Source organism: Pseudomonas sp. CFBP 8758 (genome assembly GCF_014841725.1).
Classification (GTDB): Bacteria; Pseudomonadota; Gammaproteobacteria; order Pseudomonadales; family Pseudomonadaceae; genus Aquipseudomonas; species Aquipseudomonas baltica.
Genome location: NZ_JACYUK010000001.1, coordinates 574,630 through 591,005 on the forward strand (window position 1 = coordinate 574,630; position 16,376 = coordinate 591,005).

25 protein-coding genes are annotated in these 16,376 nt (G+C 59.2%); 23 read left to right on the forward strand and 2 right to left on the reverse strand.

Translation table 11 applies throughout. The features are described 5' to 3' along the window. Positions 1-4 precede the first annotated feature (4 nt). Both IFT75_RS02810 and IFT75_RS02815 read right to left on the reverse strand, forming a co-directional pair. Positions 5-526, reverse strand: a complete 522-nt coding sequence (locus tag IFT75_RS02810; protein WP_192053223.1) for a hypothetical protein — start codon at positions 524-526, stop codon at positions 5-7. A 73-nt stretch (positions 527-599) separates the two neighbouring features. Further along, a complete protein-coding gene (locus IFT75_RS02815; RefSeq protein ID WP_192053225.1) occupies positions 600-1,322 on the reverse strand; it encodes a LexA family transcriptional regulator in 723 nt (240 codons plus the stop codon). 104 nt (positions 1,323-1,426) lie between these two features. On the opposite strand from IFT75_RS02815, the gene IFT75_RS02820 reads away from it, so the two are divergent. The 23 genes from IFT75_RS02820 (at position 1,427) to IFT75_RS02925 (ending at position 16,372) form a co-directional block, all read left to right on the forward strand. After that, positions 1,427-1,630: a Cro/CI family transcriptional regulator gene (locus IFT75_RS02820; RefSeq protein WP_192053227.1), complete on the forward strand. Its 204-nt coding sequence runs from the start codon at positions 1,427-1,429 to the stop codon at positions 1,628-1,630. Between the two features lie 146 nt (positions 1,631-1,776). Beyond that, positions 1,777-2,541 (forward strand): phage antirepressor KilAC domain-containing protein, encoded by a 765-nt coding sequence (locus IFT75_RS02825; protein WP_244652675.1) that lies wholly within the window; start codon positions 1,777-1,779, stop codon positions 2,539-2,541. A gap of 1 nt (position 2,542) precedes the next feature. Continuing rightward, on the forward strand, positions 2,543-3,505 hold the full coding sequence (locus IFT75_RS02830) for a phage replication protein (RefSeq protein ID WP_192053229.1): 963 nt from the start codon (positions 2,543-2,545) through the stop codon (positions 3,503-3,505). Then, positions 3,495-4,286, forward strand: a complete 792-nt coding sequence (locus IFT75_RS02835; RefSeq protein WP_342214361.1) for a hypothetical protein — start codon at positions 3,495-3,497, stop codon at positions 4,284-4,286. The genes IFT75_RS02830 and IFT75_RS02835 overlap by 11 nt, the downstream gene beginning before the upstream one ends. A 120-nt stretch (positions 4,287-4,406) precedes the next feature. Further along, positions 4,407-4,712 (forward strand): nuclease domain-containing protein, encoded by a 306-nt coding sequence (locus IFT75_RS02840; protein WP_192053430.1) that lies wholly within the window; start codon positions 4,407-4,409, stop codon positions 4,710-4,712. Then, the gene (locus IFT75_RS02845; RefSeq protein WP_192053231.1) at positions 4,712-5,131 is read left to right on the forward strand and encodes a hypothetical protein; all 420 of its coding nucleotides are present in this window, start codon (positions 4,712-4,714) and stop codon (positions 5,129-5,131) included. Before IFT75_RS02840 ends, IFT75_RS02845 begins: the two co-directional genes overlap by 1 nt. Then, on the forward strand, positions 5,131-5,562 hold the full coding sequence (locus tag IFT75_RS02850) for a VRR-NUC domain-containing protein (protein ID WP_192053233.1): 432 nt from the start codon (positions 5,131-5,133) through the stop codon (positions 5,560-5,562). The genes IFT75_RS02845 and IFT75_RS02850 overlap by 1 nt, the downstream gene beginning before the upstream one ends. Continuing rightward, positions 5,559-6,860, forward strand: a complete 1,302-nt coding sequence (locus IFT75_RS02855; RefSeq protein ID WP_192053235.1) for a tyrosine-type recombinase/integrase — start codon at positions 5,559-5,561, stop codon at positions 6,858-6,860. Before IFT75_RS02850 ends, IFT75_RS02855 begins: the two co-directional genes overlap by 4 nt. Next, entirely contained in the window at positions 6,857-7,177 is a 321-nt protein-coding gene (locus IFT75_RS02860) for a hypothetical protein (RefSeq protein ID WP_192053237.1), read from the forward strand. The genes IFT75_RS02855 and IFT75_RS02860 overlap by 4 nt, the downstream gene beginning before the upstream one ends. Positions 7,178-7,179: 2 nt before the next feature. Further along, a complete protein-coding gene (locus IFT75_RS02865; RefSeq protein ID WP_192053238.1) occupies positions 7,180-7,863 on the forward strand; it encodes a hypothetical protein in 684 nt (227 codons plus the stop codon). Positions 7,864-8,171: 308 nt separating this feature from the next. Beyond that, entirely contained in the window at positions 8,172-8,360 is a 189-nt protein-coding gene (locus IFT75_RS02870) for a Com family DNA-binding transcriptional regulator (protein ID WP_134721315.1), read from the forward strand. An 8-nt stretch (positions 8,361-8,368) separates the two neighbouring features. Further along, entirely contained in the window at positions 8,369-9,223 is an 855-nt protein-coding gene (locus tag IFT75_RS02875) for a putidacin L1 family lectin-like bacteriocin (protein WP_192053243.1), read from the forward strand. Positions 9,224-9,790: 567 nt separating this feature from the next. Continuing rightward, on the forward strand, positions 9,791-10,120 hold the full coding sequence (locus IFT75_RS02880; RefSeq protein ID WP_192053245.1) for a phage holin, lambda family: 330 nt from the start codon (positions 9,791-9,793) through the stop codon (positions 10,118-10,120). After that, complete coding sequence (locus IFT75_RS02885; RefSeq protein ID WP_244652676.1) at positions 10,117-10,545, forward strand: hypothetical protein; 429 nt, start codon at positions 10,117-10,119, stop codon at positions 10,543-10,545. The genes IFT75_RS02880 and IFT75_RS02885 overlap by 4 nt, the downstream gene beginning before the upstream one ends. Beyond that, entirely contained in the window at positions 10,478-10,663 is a 186-nt protein-coding gene (locus IFT75_RS21345) for a hypothetical protein (RefSeq protein WP_342214362.1), read from the forward strand. Before IFT75_RS02885 ends, IFT75_RS21345 begins: the two co-directional genes overlap by 68 nt. 54 nt (positions 10,664-10,717) lie before the next feature. Beyond that, complete coding sequence (locus IFT75_RS02895; RefSeq protein WP_192053247.1) at positions 10,718-10,948, forward strand: Acb2/Tad1 domain-containing protein; 231 nt, start codon at positions 10,718-10,720, stop codon at positions 10,946-10,948. Continuing rightward, complete coding sequence (locus IFT75_RS21380; protein WP_244652678.1) at positions 10,948-11,172, forward strand: hypothetical protein; 225 nt, start codon at positions 10,948-10,950, stop codon at positions 11,170-11,172. The genes IFT75_RS02895 and IFT75_RS21380 overlap by 1 nt, the downstream gene beginning before the upstream one ends. A 125-nt stretch (positions 11,173-11,297) precedes the next feature. Next, positions 11,298-11,657 carry an HNH endonuclease gene (locus IFT75_RS02900; protein ID WP_192053249.1) on the forward strand — a complete coding sequence of 120 codons (360 nt, stop codon included), beginning with the start codon at positions 11,298-11,300 and terminating at the stop codon, positions 11,655-11,657. A gap of 185 nt (positions 11,658-11,842) precedes the next feature. Further along, a complete protein-coding gene (locus IFT75_RS02905) occupies positions 11,843-12,328 on the forward strand; it encodes a phage terminase small subunit P27 family (RefSeq protein WP_122715688.1) in 486 nt (161 codons plus the stop codon). Then, positions 12,329-14,062, forward strand: coding sequence for a terminase large subunit (locus tag IFT75_RS02910; RefSeq protein ID WP_192053250.1), 1,734 nt, complete (start codon positions 12,329-12,331; stop codon positions 14,060-14,062). It abuts the gene before it with no gap. Then, positions 14,059-14,223 (forward strand): hypothetical protein, encoded by a 165-nt coding sequence (locus IFT75_RS02915; protein ID WP_192053252.1) that lies wholly within the window; start codon positions 14,059-14,061, stop codon positions 14,221-14,223. Before IFT75_RS02910 ends, IFT75_RS02915 begins: the two co-directional genes overlap by 4 nt. Then, positions 14,216-15,526 carry a phage portal protein gene (locus tag IFT75_RS02920; protein WP_192053253.1) on the forward strand — a complete coding sequence of 437 codons (1,311 nt, stop codon included), beginning with the start codon at positions 14,216-14,218 and terminating at the stop codon, positions 15,524-15,526. Before IFT75_RS02915 ends, IFT75_RS02920 begins: the two co-directional genes overlap by 8 nt. Positions 15,527-15,529: 3 nt before the next feature. Beyond that, positions 15,530-16,372, forward strand: a complete 843-nt coding sequence (locus IFT75_RS02925) for a head maturation protease, ClpP-related (RefSeq protein ID WP_192053255.1) — start codon at positions 15,530-15,532, stop codon at positions 16,370-16,372. The last annotated feature ends 4 nt before the right edge of the window (positions 16,373-16,376 follow it).

Consider the following 16,376-nt stretch of genomic DNA (forward strand, 5'->3'; position numbering starts at 1 on the left):
CAATTCATATCAACCTCATCTGTTGTGGATTCTGCTCTACCTTTGGATGATTCAGTAGTGGTGGCGCACCAAGAATATTGGCACGACTAAGGAAGAGCTGCCACAAGCTTGAGACGGGCTGCTCGTCAATCGGCTCGATGTAACCGTACGACGCCTCGGGCACCGGCAGGTGAATGTGCGGATGGGATACCCGCCTCATGAAGAACGGCTTGCCAACACCGACCTTGTTGATGTGTCCAGCGAACCCGTTGACATCTACCCCGAAGACCCTGGAATTGTTCACCAAGAGTGTCATGTAGAGCTTGTCAGGCACATCTTCAATCAAACTCATCTTGTAATCGAGCTGCAGAAAAAGGCCCTCAGGCCTCACGCTTCCAACCCGGAGCGCCGTTCTAAATTTGAAGCTTGCTGGCCACTGCTTGGCCGTGGTCATAACCCATTCGATGGAACCTGCACCCTCCCAATGCTTTTCAGCCGTGAGGCCTGCAATCGCCTCGTCATAGGAAATTTTCGACGGTTTCCCCATTCACTTTCCGCTCCGCATAAGCATTCCTTTGACGCCCATGCAGGCGTGTGAGCCGTCATCTTTCTATAGACGGTTACAGCTTCATCAGTGCCCGTACAACCACGCCCACTATGCGGCAGCCGTCCGTGCACATCTCAGTAGGGTAGGCCGGGTTCAGCGGCCTCAGGAAGCGGCGGCCTCCGTCCTCGACCAGCTTCTTGAACGTTGCCTCATTGCTATCGGCCAGCTTGGCGATCACCAGCTTGCCAGTCTGCACATCGGCTTCGGTGTCCACCAGGATGAACGTCCCTTCTGGAACACTCTGTCCGTTGATGGAGGTCATGGAGTCGCCTTTCACCTCAAGCCAGAACGCCGGACCCTTGGAGTCGTACTCCGACATCTCATACCGATCGGAGTAGCCAGGTGGGAAAGGCTCGACAGCCTCAGACCACGCGCCGGCCGCTACCCAAGAGATGACCGGGTATCGGAACATCATGTTGGGCTGCTCGATCATCGAGACATTGGCGTGACCGCTATTGGACATTTGCGCGATCTGCTTTGCGAGCCGCGGACTGAACGACGAGACAGGCTCTTGAAGGTACCGAGCAAATACCGATGCGGCTTCAACGTTTAAAGCATTTCTACCTGTCAGGTAGTGGCTGGCGGCGCTTTGGCTGTTTGCCTTAAGGCCTTCGATAGCGATTTTTTCTTGGCTGAGGCCAAGCTCCTTCTTTTTTGCCTTGTACAGGGCATTCAAGGCCGCGCATTCGCGCGATTCCTCTTCCGTAAGGTTTCGTTTTTTGGCTGGTTTATTCATTAGGCAACTGTATTACGTCCGGTAATTCCATTCTAAGACCGCCGATATTGACTTGTTAAAGACCGCAGGTAATACTTGGACATGCATAACGAAGGAGACTGCATATGCGAGGCATCCCGCTAACCGAGTTCGTCGCGAGCATCGGCCAAATCAAGGCTGCGGCTGCTTTGCGTATGTCGCAGGGCGGAATCAGTAAGGCACTGAAGGCTGAGCGTGACGTTTATGTCACTCAGCTGGATGACGGCAGCTACGCGGCTCACGAGATGAAGCCATTCCCAGCCCATCAGGTCCTGAGAAAGGCGTCCTGATCGAGATTGGAATAATTATCCGGTCTCGACGGGCTTAACGGTAGTTACCGAGCAGGGCTGTTGATTTAACCAGTAACAAAAACGCAGACGAAAAAAAACCGCCTGGCAGGGCGGCTTCTTAAACAACATCGAAACTGAGGTTGATTATGCACAACCAGATCACCCCCCGCAATACCCGCGATGATTCGTCATTGGTAGTGCAGAACCAAGCCATGACGCGTCATGTCATGTCTTCGCGCGAGATTGCTGAGCTTCTCGGCTCGCGACACGACAAGGTCAAACAGTCGATAGACCGCCTGATCGCGCGCGGCACAATTGTCCAACCCCCAGTGGGGGATGAACAGGAGTCAGACAGCCTCGGCCGTCCTCGCTCGATCAAGGTGTACCTGATCAACAAGCGTGACACCTATGTGATCGTCGCCCAGCTCAGCCCCGAGTTCACCGCGCGTCTCGTCGACCGCTGGCAGGAACTGGAAGAGCATGGCCAGTATCCACGACTGCCCACCAACTTCGCCGAAGCACTACAAGTCGCCGCCGACCAGGCGCGCGAGAACCAGCACCTGCACCTGGTGATCGAACAGCAAGCACCCAAGGTGGCCGCACTGGAGCAGCTTGCCGGCACTCGCGGCTCGATATGCATCACCGAGGCCGCTAAGCACTTGGGCATGGGCCCTTTGAAGCTTTTCGCCTGGATGGCCACCAATCGCTGGATCTACCGGCGCACAAGTTTCGCTAATTGGTCGGCTTTCCAGCCTCGCCTTTCTGCTGGCCTGCTTGAGCACAAGCTGGTCCGTATCCCCAATAACGAATCCGAAGAGCTGAAGACCGTCGAGCAGGTGATGGTTACCCGCCGCGGTCTCGTTGTGCTCGCTGAAAAAGTCACCGGCCTGTCGCCGGCCGGGAAGGTCTGAAATGCAGTTCACCATCACCATCAACCAGGTGAAGGCGCTCGAGTGGGGGTTGAACTCCCAGCAAGCCCTGCTGTTTGCCTTCATCTACGGATGCCCGAGTTGGACCAAGCCGATCACCACCGACGCTGGCGTTTTCTACGCGCTCAGCAAGGCCAAAATCACAGAAGAGCTGCCCCTGCTGACCGACAAGCCAGACACGGCCTACCGCATGTTGAAGGCCCTGGACGAGGCCGGTTTGATTGAGCTCTCGAGTACGTCGAACATCACCCTGTTCCGCCTGACCGAGAAATCCAAGACCTGGAACCAGAAGCTGGACGGGTCGGAAAAATATCCGACCCCACCCAAGAGCGAAGGTCGGAAAAAAATCCGATCTACCTCGGATAAATCTCCGAGCAAGGTCGGAAATAAATCCGAACAAGGGTCGGAAAAATCTCCGACAAATCAGGATACCAATCATCAGGATACCAATCAGGGTACCAGTCAGGACTTGCCGGAGGGCTCGGCGATGCCGAACCAAACCGGCGCCCTGGTGCTGGTCAGCGACATCGAACCGCCGAAGGTCGCCATCCCCGAAGACATGCCCGGCCCGAAAGATCAGTGCTGCAAAACCTTCAAGACCTGGGCGAACTACGCCATGTCCTACCGCAAGCGGTACAAGGCCTGGCCGGTGTGGAACAGCAAGGTTGGCGGCCAGCTTGGTTTGCTGATCGGCCGCCTGGGCGTAGAGGTGGCTCACAGCGTGGCGGCGTACTACGTCAGCATCAACGATGCGGTGTTGATCCGGAAATGCCATCCGCTGGGTGAGCTGCTGGCCAACGCTGAGTCCTACCACACGCAATGGGCTACCCAGACCCAGATGACCGGTGCCAGTGCACGTCAGACCGAAAATACCCAGGCCAACCTGTCGGCGATGGAACAGGCCCTGGCCGCGCAGCGCGAGCGGAGGGCAGCCAGTGCTCAGTGATCACCAACAGGACGGTCTGCTGATCTCCCTGTTCGCCACCGCGGAGGCGATGGGTCAGCAGCTCACCCAGGGCGCTGCGCTGATCATGGTCGACGACCTGGTCGGTTACACCGAGCCGGTATTGGCGCAGGCGCTGAAGGCTTGTCGCCGCGAAGGCGGGCGATTGACCGTAGCCTCGATCATCAAACACGCCGACGGCGCCGATGGACGCCCGGGCAAGGACGAGGGCTGGTCAATTGCATTGGCAGGGAGTGATGAGGCAGAGACTGTGGTGATGACCGCCGAAATTCAGCAGGCCATGACCGCCTCCGCGCCGATCCTCGCGATGGGCGACAAGGTCGGTGCCCGGATGGCGTTCATCAGCGCCTACGAGCGGCTTGTTGGTCAGGCACGCGCTCAAGCCACGCCCGTGCGGTGGTCCGTGTCCCTTGGCTTTGATCCCAACCGCCGCCTGCGTGCCGTAGAGACCGCGCAGCGCATGAACCTGATTACCCAAGACCAGGCAGCCGGCTATATCGCCGATCTCCGGATAGCGCCCACTACCAAGGATGGCCTGGCCATAGCGGGCTTGCTCTCCGGCGTGGTCCGGCCAGCGTCCCCAGATGTGGCAAAAAACCTGGAGAAGGTGCGGGGAATCATCGACGCGGACAAGGCCAAGCGTCGCCGCGCCGCATTCAAGCAAGGCCAGGCCGAGCGTGTGCGCATCTATCTGCGAAAGCGTCAGGCGCGGGCTGCTATTGCAGCGGCGATGTCGCGAGTAGGCGCCTGTGGTCAAGCGTAGTTGGCAGGTCGTTGTTCCAGGCTACAACCCATTCCGCATGGGCGGTGAACCCATGGATTACGCCGAGGCTTTGGCCACGGCTCGTTCGATTTGGCCGTTGGCCGAGGTGTACTGATGAATATTCGACAGAACCAGTTGACCAAGGCCGCCCGCGGCCGCGATTGCCAAGTGCGCGTGCCCGGCGTGTGCAACGGCAACCCTGAAACCACAGTGCTGGCGCATTACCGACTGGCCGGCACCAACGGCATGGGCTGCAAGCCAAACGACTTCCAGGGCGCCTGGGCGTGCTCGGCCTGCCACGACTACGTTGACGGGCGCGGCTCAAGCCGCCGCGGTGCCGATCGCGAGGAATCGCGCTTACTCCACGCCGAGGGTGTTATGCGCACTCAGCACATCCTGATTCGTGAAGGGAAGGTGGCATCGTGATGATCAGCGACAAGACGAGAGAGCAATTCGAAGCCTGGGCGGCAACCAAGGGCATGGCTCTGCACCTGGACCGGGGCGAGTCGGGCCTGTATGTAAGCCGGGTCACGCAGAACTACATGGACTGCTGGGCGGATTCGCGGGTTGATCAAGAGGCTGAAATTGAAGCGCTCCGCGAGTTCAAGCAGCACATGACAGAAATGTGTGAGGCTCAAGGTTTCGAATCTTGGGCTGAGGTCTTGGTAGCGGTGGATAAGCTCACGATGGAAAGCGCGCCGCTGCGCAAGGATGCTGAGCGGTATCGGTGGTTCCGGGATCACTCTCTTCAGATCGTCTCGACCGCCCGCCGCTGGGTCCATGATCTGGATACTGAAGTGGATGTAGCGATGGCCGAGCAGGCCGCCCGCTGGAGCCGTCTGTAATGAAGCCATTCGCTCCGAAAGTCATCAAGCCGCGAGCGGCGCGTGCACCGTCTGTTGACCGTGAAGGCCTCGAGCAGGCTGCTCTTCTGCGCGAAGTTGCCTTCCGCCACCCGGCTGCCGCGAAGCTGATCTACCACGTCCCCAATGGCGGCCACCGGCACAAGGCCGTGGCGGTCAAACTGAAAGAGCAGGGCGTCAAGGCAGGTATTCCAGACCTCGTTCTGCCGATGGCCCGTGGTGGGTACTTCGGCTTGTACATCGAATTCAAGGCCACGCCGCCTTTTGATGCCGCTGTATCGCCCAGCCAGGATGCCTACATCCATGCGCTGACCGAACAGGGCTATCTCGCCATTGTGTGCCGAGGGCACTTCGATGCGCTCGAGCAGCTGCGCGCCTACCTGCTGCTCCCGCCGACGAGAGCTGCAGCATGAGCAAGACCCGCGCCGTGAAATTTTCCGACGCCGAGATCCGCCGGCAGGCCGCCGACCCGGATGTGCATGACTTGCGTGACCCGCGTCACCCCGGCCTATACCTGCGCTTTGGACAGGACCGTCAGCGCGGCTCCTGGTACCTGGTCAAGGGCAAGTCTTGGAGCCGTATATCCGGCTATCCGGATCTTGGCGCCGCGGCAGTGTTGGCCGAACTGCCAGCCTTGCGTCAGCGTCTGCTGCGCGACCCGGCAGCAGCGATTGCCCTGGGGGGCCTGGCCACGGTCGGTCAGCTGCTCGACTGGTACGGCGACCGCATGAGCCGCGATCGCTCGCTGTCAGACAAACGCAAGGCCGGTGCCAAGTCGGCCATCGCCTGCCACCTCAAGCCGCGGCTGGAAGATGTGCCCGTGCGCGAGGTGACAGCGCCGGTGCTGGACAAGCGCCTCATGTGGCCCGCTCAGGAAGACCTGTCCCTGTCCTACGTCCATCAAATGTTCACTCTCCTGGCGCTCGCGTTCCGCCAGGCGCACAAGCTGGGCATGATCGAAGCAAACCCTGTGGCGGGCCTCAAGTTCGTCGACTTCACCAAGGCACGCATCGTGCCCAAGGCAGCACGGCTGCGCGGCGTGCACGTGGCGATCGTTGTCCCGATGTTGGCAGAGCTGTTCGATACCGAGCCGGCCGAGGCTATGTTGGCGCTCATGATGCTGTGCCACGGTACCCGCGTGGGCGAGACGCGGTTGGCACGCTGGCCCGACATCAGCCTGGCCGACGGCGAATGGTTCATCCCTGCACAGAATACGAAGACCCGCACCGAGCATCGCCTGCCTCTCACCGCCCAGGCTAAGGCGCTGCTGACGCGCTACCGAGCGATCCAGATAGCCCAAGGCTACGACGGCACCTACCTGTTCCCATCGCGTCGTGGCCGCGCACTGAGCGAAGGCCAGGCCAGCGCCATATTCACTCGGATGGGGAAGGGTGAGTGGACCAGCCACGACCTGCGCAAGGTGGCGCGCACCGCGTGGACCGACCTGGGCATCGACGGGCACATCGGCGAGATGCTGCTCAACCACTCGCTGGGCAAGATCGCCTCCACCTACATCAACACCCAGGCCCGGGCGCAGCGCTTGCTGGCCTTGGAGAAGTGGCATGGTTGGTTAGATGAGCGCGGCTTTCGGGCGATTCACAACCTGACAGACGCCCAATACGAAGAATCGGATAAACCGCTGCAAGCCACGAACGACGTGGGCTGTGAGGCACTTTCGAAAATTGTGAATGGCGAGGTTTCAAAAGCATGAAAAAGAGCCATGGCCCCGCATTTCGCACTGCCCACATCGACCTCGCCAAGTGCCCGGCCTGCCGTGGCCGCGCTGTGACGCAGGGTGTTTTTCATGATTTGCCATGCGGGCAGTGCAATGCGTCCGGTTGGGTCTCGGCTGATACCGGCGAGGCGCTGCCGCTGGAGGTGCTGGTAACCCAGCTCAACCTCCGTCTGAGGGCTGCTGAACAGCAGATCGAAAAGTTGAAGCGGCCGGTGCTGATGAAAGGCCCGGCTGCCCAGTACCAGCAGAACAACGGCCGCGGCGCCGGAAAAACGAATTTCACAGGGGATTGAACATGGCTACCTATCGCAACGTATTGTCAGCTGTCGTGCGGGCCCTAGCAGCCGAAACCATCAATAGCGCCGGCGGGTGCAGCGTAGAGCCGCGCGTGCAGGCCAGCAAACTCAAGGGCGAGATATCCGGTAAGGATGCTGCGATGTTGGCCGACTGCATCGTGCACAAACTGCTGCATGCCCAGCTTAGCCCGCGGCACTGGAATGCGCTGGTGGCGAAGTACAGCACGCACAAGGGCCGCAAGATTGATTCGATTGGGCGCCTAGTTGCGGTAGTGCCAACCTCGGCGCCGCAGCGATTCACGCAGCAGGCCGTTCTGGTCTGGGCGGTTCCGCAGCAGTGCAAGGGCATCCAGCGAACCGCAGTACTGGCCAAGCCGGAAAAGGCGCGAGTAGGTGACAGAGAAGGGCAGTGGGACTGGCGAAACGAAGCCGCAGCAAAGGCGACTGAGCGCGCCAACCGGTATGCTCGGCAGGTGGCAGAGGTACGGCCGGGGGACATGATCGTATTGGCTGAATCGAACTACGACATGACGACCTGGGATAGCCAGGGGCTAACTGAGCGCACCTATCAACGCTGGAACAAAGCAATCAAAGACGCACTGGAGTCGCTGGTCAATGAGGCGCTGGTTGAGGCTCAGCACATGCTTGAAGCAGTGGGAGTGCTTGAAAGCCAAGCGGCGTAAGAAAGCCCTTGCACTATCATGTCGCCATGTCGTATATTTCCCACATCCTGTCATTCCTGCGTGTGTAGGGGATTGACCAAATAAGCCCAGCCTAGCGCTGGGTTTTTTTATGCCTATCAGAAAGCAAAAAGCCCCGCACTTGTCGGGGCTTTCGCGTTTCTGTGCGCAAGAAAAATGAGGGCTGCTCCAGAGGGTGCTGTAACACCCAAAGGAGCCGCCGGATCGCAGATCTAGCCTGCAAGCCAGCCAAGGCCCCCACTGCTCGCGCGAGCGGGGCGGAGCCTAGCAGAAATCAAAAGGCTTTGCAGATGTTGAAGGATTGCCGATGCGGTAAATGCAACCGACTTCTTGCCCGTATGGGTGAGTTCACAGAGCTCCAGATCAAATGTTCCCGATGCGGGACGTTGAATCATGTGAAGGCCTCGAGCCTCGAGCGATCGCCTTTGAGCGACATGGATGCGGCATTTGCCGCTACACCAAACCATTCGACTCAATAGGTAAACAAATGGCCGCTTACTACCCGAAAAACACCGTGCATTTTGCCAACGTAGGTGCACCGTACCTGCCGCCACGCAATGTAATGGTTCCAGGGCAATACCTTCTTTCTCAAGACAAGAGATACAGTTTGGTCCTGCAAGAAGATGCCAATTTGGCAATCTACGACCAGACAAATGGTGCGACTGTCTGGATTGCTGATGGCACTCAGGCATACAGCAGTACCGTGCCTTTGAAGGACATGCCATTGCACGTGCTGATGTATGGTGGTCTCTATCTGTATGACCCGATCCGCCGTCGGACTTGGCATACTCGTGATTCAACTTCCGTTGCGCAGTCTGAACGTTATCACCTATGCATGCAGAATGACGGCAATCTCGTTATCGTGGACATTCAGGCGGTATGGTCGAGCGACACCAGCGCGACCTTCACGCCTGCTGCCGTGAACTCGACAGTTTTGAACCCTGACATCCAGATGGAAGTTGGTACGCCTTATCCGGCGGGTGAGTACAAGCTGTATTTCCAAGGTGACGGTAACCTTGTCGTCTACAATCGAAATGGACAATCCGTCTGGAACTCGGAAACTGACGGCAAGGGCGCGACGAAAGCTATCATGCAGGGTGACGGCAACTTTGTGCTTTACACTAATGATGGCAAAGCAGTTTGGAGCACGAAAACCCAAGGCAACCCTGGTGCTTATGCTCAAATCCAGGAAAACGGTGCGTTTGTGATTGTGAAGAACATACCTATGTGGGCTCGTTTTGGGTGGCAACCGGCGCCAGTGAAGCCTCCGCGCAAGGTATTTTATCCTGACCACAGCAAAGGCCCACTGCCGCTCTTCGGCGGTATTGGTTGGGACTTTTGACAGCCCAATCCTGATGTCAGTGACTGGCAGGTCTAAGCGCTAGTTTAGGCCTGCTCATCTCAAGCTCTCGTAAAGCAAGTGCTTCAAAAAAACATACAGGTTTCGGAGCAGTGATTGGCCCAACCGACCTAGGCCCAGGCACAGTTACCTAGCTGGGCGGCACGGGTACCGTATTGCTGGGCGGATTGCTGTAGTTGCGTATCCGATAACAGCTATTCCAGGCCTCGCCAGATGCGGGCTTTTTGTTTTGTTGTGCGTCCACAGCCAGGGTGGCCTTCGGGGGAGCCTGGACACGGTATCGCCGGTCGTCACGTGTTACATAAGAACCCCGGCATTCGAGCATTCATGACCTGTGCTACTCACTGGAAGGGCTCGATGGGCAGCGTGGGAAGACACGCACGTTATGCAGATGAATGCGCAGGCTGATGCGTAGAGCCGTGCACGGTCTATGAGCCTGCACAACCCGGCCAATCAGCACCGGGCATTTGCACCTATTTCGAGCCCTGGCAATCGCCGGGGCTTTTCGTATCTCGCTCCCCAGCGCGGGGAGGCATTCGGATTTCAATCATGCCAGAGAAAGACCCCGACCTCTGGGCCCAGGTATGGCTGCACCTGCGCCTGTATCTGGCCAACCCTCTCTGGCAAGGAGCGATCATGGCAACGGTAATTTCTGGGCTTCGTGTGTTGTACGAGGCCAAAGAGACCAGCAAGCGCCGCATCCTGCTGGAGTCACTGATTTGTGGCGGGCTGAGCCTGTCCGCTAGCAGCGTCATCGAGTGGATGGAGTGGCCTTCGAGCCTGTCCGTTGCCGCCGGCGGTGCGATCGGCTTTGTCGGTGTGACCGTCATCCGCGAAATGATCGTGAAGTTCCTCGGACGCAAGGCAGACAGCGTATGAGCATGCTCAAAAACATTGCCGCTGCACTGATCATCGCTTTGGTGGCTGCACTGCTCATCGGCATCCAGCAGTACCGCGTGATCGCGCTGGAAGGTCAGGTGACTGCGCAGGCACGGGCGGCCAAGGATGCAACCGAAGCCAACACCGAAAGCCTGAAGACCATCACCACGCTTCAGGCCGAGGCCAAGCGCAACGCCAACTACCTGGCCGATCTGCAGCAGCGCCTCAAGGCCAGCGAAGACAAGGCCCGCCAAGCGAGGAAGGACTTTGAAGACCTCAAGCGTAAGAGCCCGGCTGTTCGTAAGTGGGCTGATCAGCCTTTGCCTGACGGCCTGCGCGGCAAGCCCGCAGCCGGCGGTGGTAAAGACATCAGCGGTAAGGCTGGAAGCGCCGGTGATGGTGCCGTGCGAACGGGTCAGCGATAGCGATGACAACCTGGCACTGAACGGTGACCTTTGGGCGCTGAAGGATCGGGCCATCAACCTGCTCGATACCTGCGCTGACCAGGTCGATGCGCAGATCAAGCGCAGCCAGAGCAAGTAGGCCGCGCCACAAATTCATAACCGCCATTTTGGGGCGCTCAATCGAGGAAGAATCATGGACAACCAGCACAAGAAGATCACTGGCTACCGCGACCTGACACAGTCCGAGATCGATGGCATGAACTCGATCAAAGCACTGGAAGCCGACGCCGGTGAACTATTCAAGCAGATCAGCCAGATCGAAGGCGTTGACCAGCGCCTGCTCGTACTGGCCAAGACCAACCTTCAGCAGGGATTCATGTGGTTCGTGCGCTCTATCGCCAAGCCAGAAGATCCATTCAGCTGATGGGCAGGGCGCCTTACACGCCTTGCAAGCTTTACGTTGACGGCGCGGAGGAAATCTCGGTTGGTGACTTCATCACTACGGCCGCCGGTTCGGCGTACTTGGTGCAGACGCTGCGGGTGAGCCGCGCTCGGCCTGATCGCAAGCACATGGAATGCCTGCGCTGGCCCATTGCCGAGGTGCCGCCTGATGCGCGGTGCTACCTACTGACCTGGTACAAACGCTAAGAGGTGCGAGATGGCCTGTAGCGGCTGTACCCTCCGGCGTCGGCACATGACCAAGGCCGCCAAGTTGGCCTACCGCCGATTGAAGGGGCTCATATCGCGAGGGCTACCTACCGAGGATGTGAAGCATGCCACCCCGAACGATGAAACCGTGCGCCGCCTCGGGCTGCCAGGTGTTGAGCCGTAACCCGAAGTACTGTGACGAGCATGCACATTTGGCCAAGCCATGGGGAACGCGCCAAGGCTCAGGCCGCGGTGGCCGACCGTGGCGCAGGCTCCGAGAGCAGGTGCTGAAGCGTGACAAGTACCTGTGCCGCTGCGCTGAGTGCACCCGCCTTGGTCGTATCAGGCCTGCTGACGAGGTGGACCATATTATCGCCCTGGCCCATGGCGGCACGGACTGCATGAGCAACCTGCGGGCCATCAACCATGTCTGCCACTTGGCGAAGACGCAGGCTGAGAGTCGAGCAGCCCGGCTGGATCGTTGAAGCACGCCAGTGCCCCAGAACGGAGGTGCCGCCTGCCCATGAGGCACGTCATTGCCCCGACCGCTCGTCGGATCTGCACGGTCATGGTGCGGGGGGGGGATCGAAACCCCAGGACCTACGCATGCGGACACCGCCTGCCCGTCGTTTTTTTACACTCGCGAAATTAAAAATTCAGGAGTTGCGCAATGGGAGGCACCGCCACGGTCGCCGGCCGTGGTCGCAAACCCAAGCCGACGGCCAAAAAAGAGCTGGCTGGAAACCCTGGCAAGCGCGCGCTGAACAAGGCTGAGCCTCAGTTCTCGCAGATCACCAATGTCGATCCTCCGGACTGGCTCAGCGATCGTGCGGCGACCATGTGGAAAATGATTGTGCCCGAGCTGCTACGCGAGAACGTTGTGGCGCTCACCGATCTGCACAACGTAGAAGCGTTCTGCGTGGCTTATGACAACTGGCGCATGGCACAAGAGTCGATCCAGTCATCTGGCATCGTTGTTACAGGCGCCACCGGCGGACCTATGAAGAACCCGGCTTTGACCGCTGCCAACGAGACGATGCGGCAGATGGTGACGTTCGGATCGATGCTGGGCCTTGACCCCGCCAGCCGAACCCGCCTCATCGGTGGCAACAAGGAGAAAGAAACCAACGCATTCGCTGACCTATTGAGATCCTGAATGGCCAAGTCCGCCCACCCCAACGTCGATAAAGCGATGGTGTGGGCCAGGTCTCTATTGCGCGGCAAGGTGCCAGCCTGCCGGTTCATTCACCTCGCGGTACAGCGTCACTTCGACGACCTGGCGGCGAGCAGAAAGCGGTCCTTCAAGTACAAGTTCGACCCGGCCAAAGCAGAAAAGAAGCTGAAGCTGATCCAGCTCTTGCCGCACACCAAGGGCGAATGGGCGTTCAAGCGTCAGCTGATCACCCTCGAGCCTTGGCAGATGTTCGGCATGGCCGTGACCTTCGGGTGGGTCAAGAAAAAGGGCGGTCATCGCAGGTTTCGTGAGAGCTACTGGGAAGTGCCCAGGAAAAACGGCAAGTCGGTGATTGCCGCCGGCGTGGGCATTAGCATGTTTGTCGCTGATGGCGAATTTGGCGCCGAGGTCTATTCAGGGGCGACTACCGAGAAGCAGGCGTGGGAGGTGTTCAGGCCAGCGAAGCTGATGGTGAGCAAGTCACCCATGCTGATCAAAGCAGCAGGCATCGAGGTCAACGCCTCGAACATGAACATTCCATCGGACTTCAGCCGCTTCGAGCCTTTGATCGGCGACCCAGGTGACGGTGCTTCGCCCAGTTGCGCGATCGTCGACGAGTACCACGAGCACCGCACCGCTGCCCAGTACGACACCATGCTCACTGGTATGGGCGCCCGGCGGCAGCCGCTGATGTTCATCATCACAACGTCCGGCGCCGATATCGAAGGCCCATGCTACGACAAGCGCCGTCAGGTCATCGAAATGCTCGAGGGAACGGTCCCTGACGATGAGCTGTTCGGCTACATCTGGACACTGGACGAAGGTGACGATTGGACCGACCCCAAGATGCTGGCGAAGGCCAATCCCAATCATGGGGTTTCGGTGTTCCAGGAGTACTTGGAAAGCCAGCAGGCAAGGGCAATTCGCTCTGCTCGGTTCACCAACACCTTCAAGACGAAGCACCTCAATCTGTGGGTAAGCGCCAAATCCGGCTTTTACAACATGGCCAAGTGGAAGGCGTGTGAAGACACATCGCTGACCCTGGACCAGTTCGAAGGACAGGAGTGGATTGGCGCGTTCGACCTGGCGCGCAAGCTTGATATGAACTCAAGGGCGCGTCTGTTCTGGCGTGTCATCGATGGTCGGATCCACTACTACAGCATCGCCCCCAAGTTTTGGGTGCCCGAAGACACCGTTTTCAACAGCGACAACAAGCGCATGTCCGAACGCTTTCAGGCCTGGATCAATTCTCAGCATTTGGACGTCACGCCGGGGGCCGAGATCGATTACCGCGAAATCCTGGAAGACACCAAGGATGCCAATCATCAGGCGCCGTTGCGGGAATCGCCCATTGACCCGCATGGCGCTACAGGGCTGAGCCACGATCTGGATGACGAGGGGTTCTGCCCCATCACCATCATCCAGAATTACACCAACATGTCAGACCCCATGAAGGAACTCGAGGCCGCCATTGAGGCCGGCCGGTTCCACCATGACGGCAATCCGATCATGACCTGGTGTATCGGCAATGTGATCGGCAAGCACCTGCCGGGCAACGACGACGTGGTCCGGCCCATCAAGCAAGGCGATGACAACAAAATCGATGGCGCGGTTGCGCTGATCATGGCTGTCGGTCGAGCAATGACGCAGGTCGTGGTGAGCGATGGCGGCATTGACCGATTCATGGATTCAATCCGGGACCCTATATTCGAATGAACACAGCATCGATCATTTACCTGCTGACCGCAGTACTGGGCTTCGGCTTCGCGGTGACAGGCGTCTACGTCCTGTTGGGGGTGGGGTGGGCATTTCTTGCCGCTGCTGTCTCGTGCTTCGTGGCAGCAGCGTTCATTCGCAAGGGGCTGACCAGTGGCTAAATCCCTGAAGTCTGTCCTAAGCAGCGCTGTCATGGCGCCCCGGTCTTCGATTATTGATTGGGTAGGCCGCTCGATTTCCGGAGGGGCTTCCGGTATCTGGTCGCAGACCGTGGGCAGTACATCGGCCAACGGCAAGACCGTGACGATCAACAAGGCCATGCGTCTTGCCGCCTGCTGGTCGTGTGTGCGCCTGATTTCCGAAACAATAGCGACCCTGCCACTTGGCCTGTACCGGCGGATGCCTGATGGTGGCCGAGAGGTAGCCAGTGACAACGACTTACACTGGATCCTGAACACCAACCCCAACAGCCGCATGACCGCCGTGCAGTTCTGGGAAGCGGTAGTGGCCTCAATGCTGCTGAAGGGAAACGCGTTCGTCGAGATCATCCGCATCAACGGTCGAATCGTCGCGCTTGAGTTCTTGCTGCCCAACCGCGTGGAGATGGATGTAGCCGATAACGGCGAGCTCATTTACCGGTACCGGGAAAAGACCGGTCGGCCGCGTGACATTGCCGGCAGCGACATGATGCACATCCCGGCATTCTCCCTGGATGGGCAGGTTGGGCTTTCACCCATCGCCTATGGCGCCGATGTGTTTGGTGCGGCAATGTCGGCCGAGGACGTGGCCAGCGCCACTTTCAAGAACGGCATGCATCAGACCGTAGCCTTCGAAGTGGATCAGGTGCTCAACAAACAACAACGCGATGACTTCCGGGATTATGTCCGGCGCATCAGTGGCGCAATGAATGCTGGCAAGTCACCGGTTCTGGAGAAGGGCGTCAGTGCCAAGGTAATTGGCATCAACCCCATTGATGCTCAGCTGCTGGAATCGCGAGAGTACAGCGCCGAGGAAATCTGTCGTTTCTACATGGTGGATCCGACCTTGGTCGGCTACAGCGACAAAGCATCGAACTGGGGTACCGGTCTTGAGCAAAAGCTGCTTCGTTTTTTGACCTTCACGCTGCGCAGTTACATGCGCCGCATCGAGGAGGCGATCAGCCGCAAGCTACTTACGCCTGCGCAGCGCCGGCAGATCTACCCGGAGTTTTCCATCGAAGGCTTGATGCGCGCTGACAGCGCGGCACGGGCCACGCTGTACTCAGGCATGGTCCAGAACGGCATTTATACGCGTGACGAATGCCGGATGAAGGAGAACCTGCCCAGGATGGGTGGCAATGCAGGGGTGCTCACCGTGCAAACCAACCTTTCCCCGATCGATCAACTCGGCCGGGGCGATGACGGGCAGGCCGCAAGGGCTGCTCTGCAGAACTGGCTCGACCAGCCGGCCAACTCGAAGGAATAAAACATGCAACCCAAATCCAAGGCTGGCAGTTTCAACTGCGAGTTGAGCCCGCGCGCGCTCGACAAATGGAACCCGGCCATCAAGGCGGCCGTGGAATCCACCGGCGACACCATCACCATCTACGGCGTGATCGGCGAGGACTGGTATGGCGACGGCGTGACTGTCTCCCGCATCGATGCTGCCCTGCGCTCCATCGGCGACAAGGCGGTCACCGTCTACATCAACTCGCCCGGCGGCGACATGTTCGAAGGCCTGGCCATCTACAACCGCCTGCGCGAGCACAGCCAGGAAGTCACCACCAAGGTGCTCGGCTTGGCCGCCTCAGCGGCCTCGGTCATCTACATGGCCGGCGCCAAGCGTGAAGTCGCGATGAGTGCCTTCCTGATGATCCACAACTGCTGGACGTTGGCTGTAGGCAACCGGCATGGCCTGCGCGACATCGCCGATACCATGGAAGAGTTCGACGCCGCCATGGCCGACCTCTACGCAGAAGGTAGCGGCCAGGCGGTCATCGACGTCGCCGAGATGATGGACGACGAGACTTTCATCCGCGGCAAGCGCGCCCTGGAGCTGGGTTTCGCCACCGGCCTCTTGTCTTCCGACGAAATCACCGAACGCCAGGACGATCAGACCCAGCAGAGCAACGCGCTTAAGGCCATGGATGTGGCCCTGGCCAAGGCGGGCATGACCCGCAGCGAACGGCGCGAGCTTTTCGCCACTTTCAAGTCCAGCACGCCACGCGCTGCTGGCGAGGGCAAGCGTAACGCTGCCCTGACCGATAAGCCTCGCGCTGTCGAGCTGGACCTGGCACCCCTGCCAAAACTCTCTTTCTCCGTCCCTGCATGAGGCT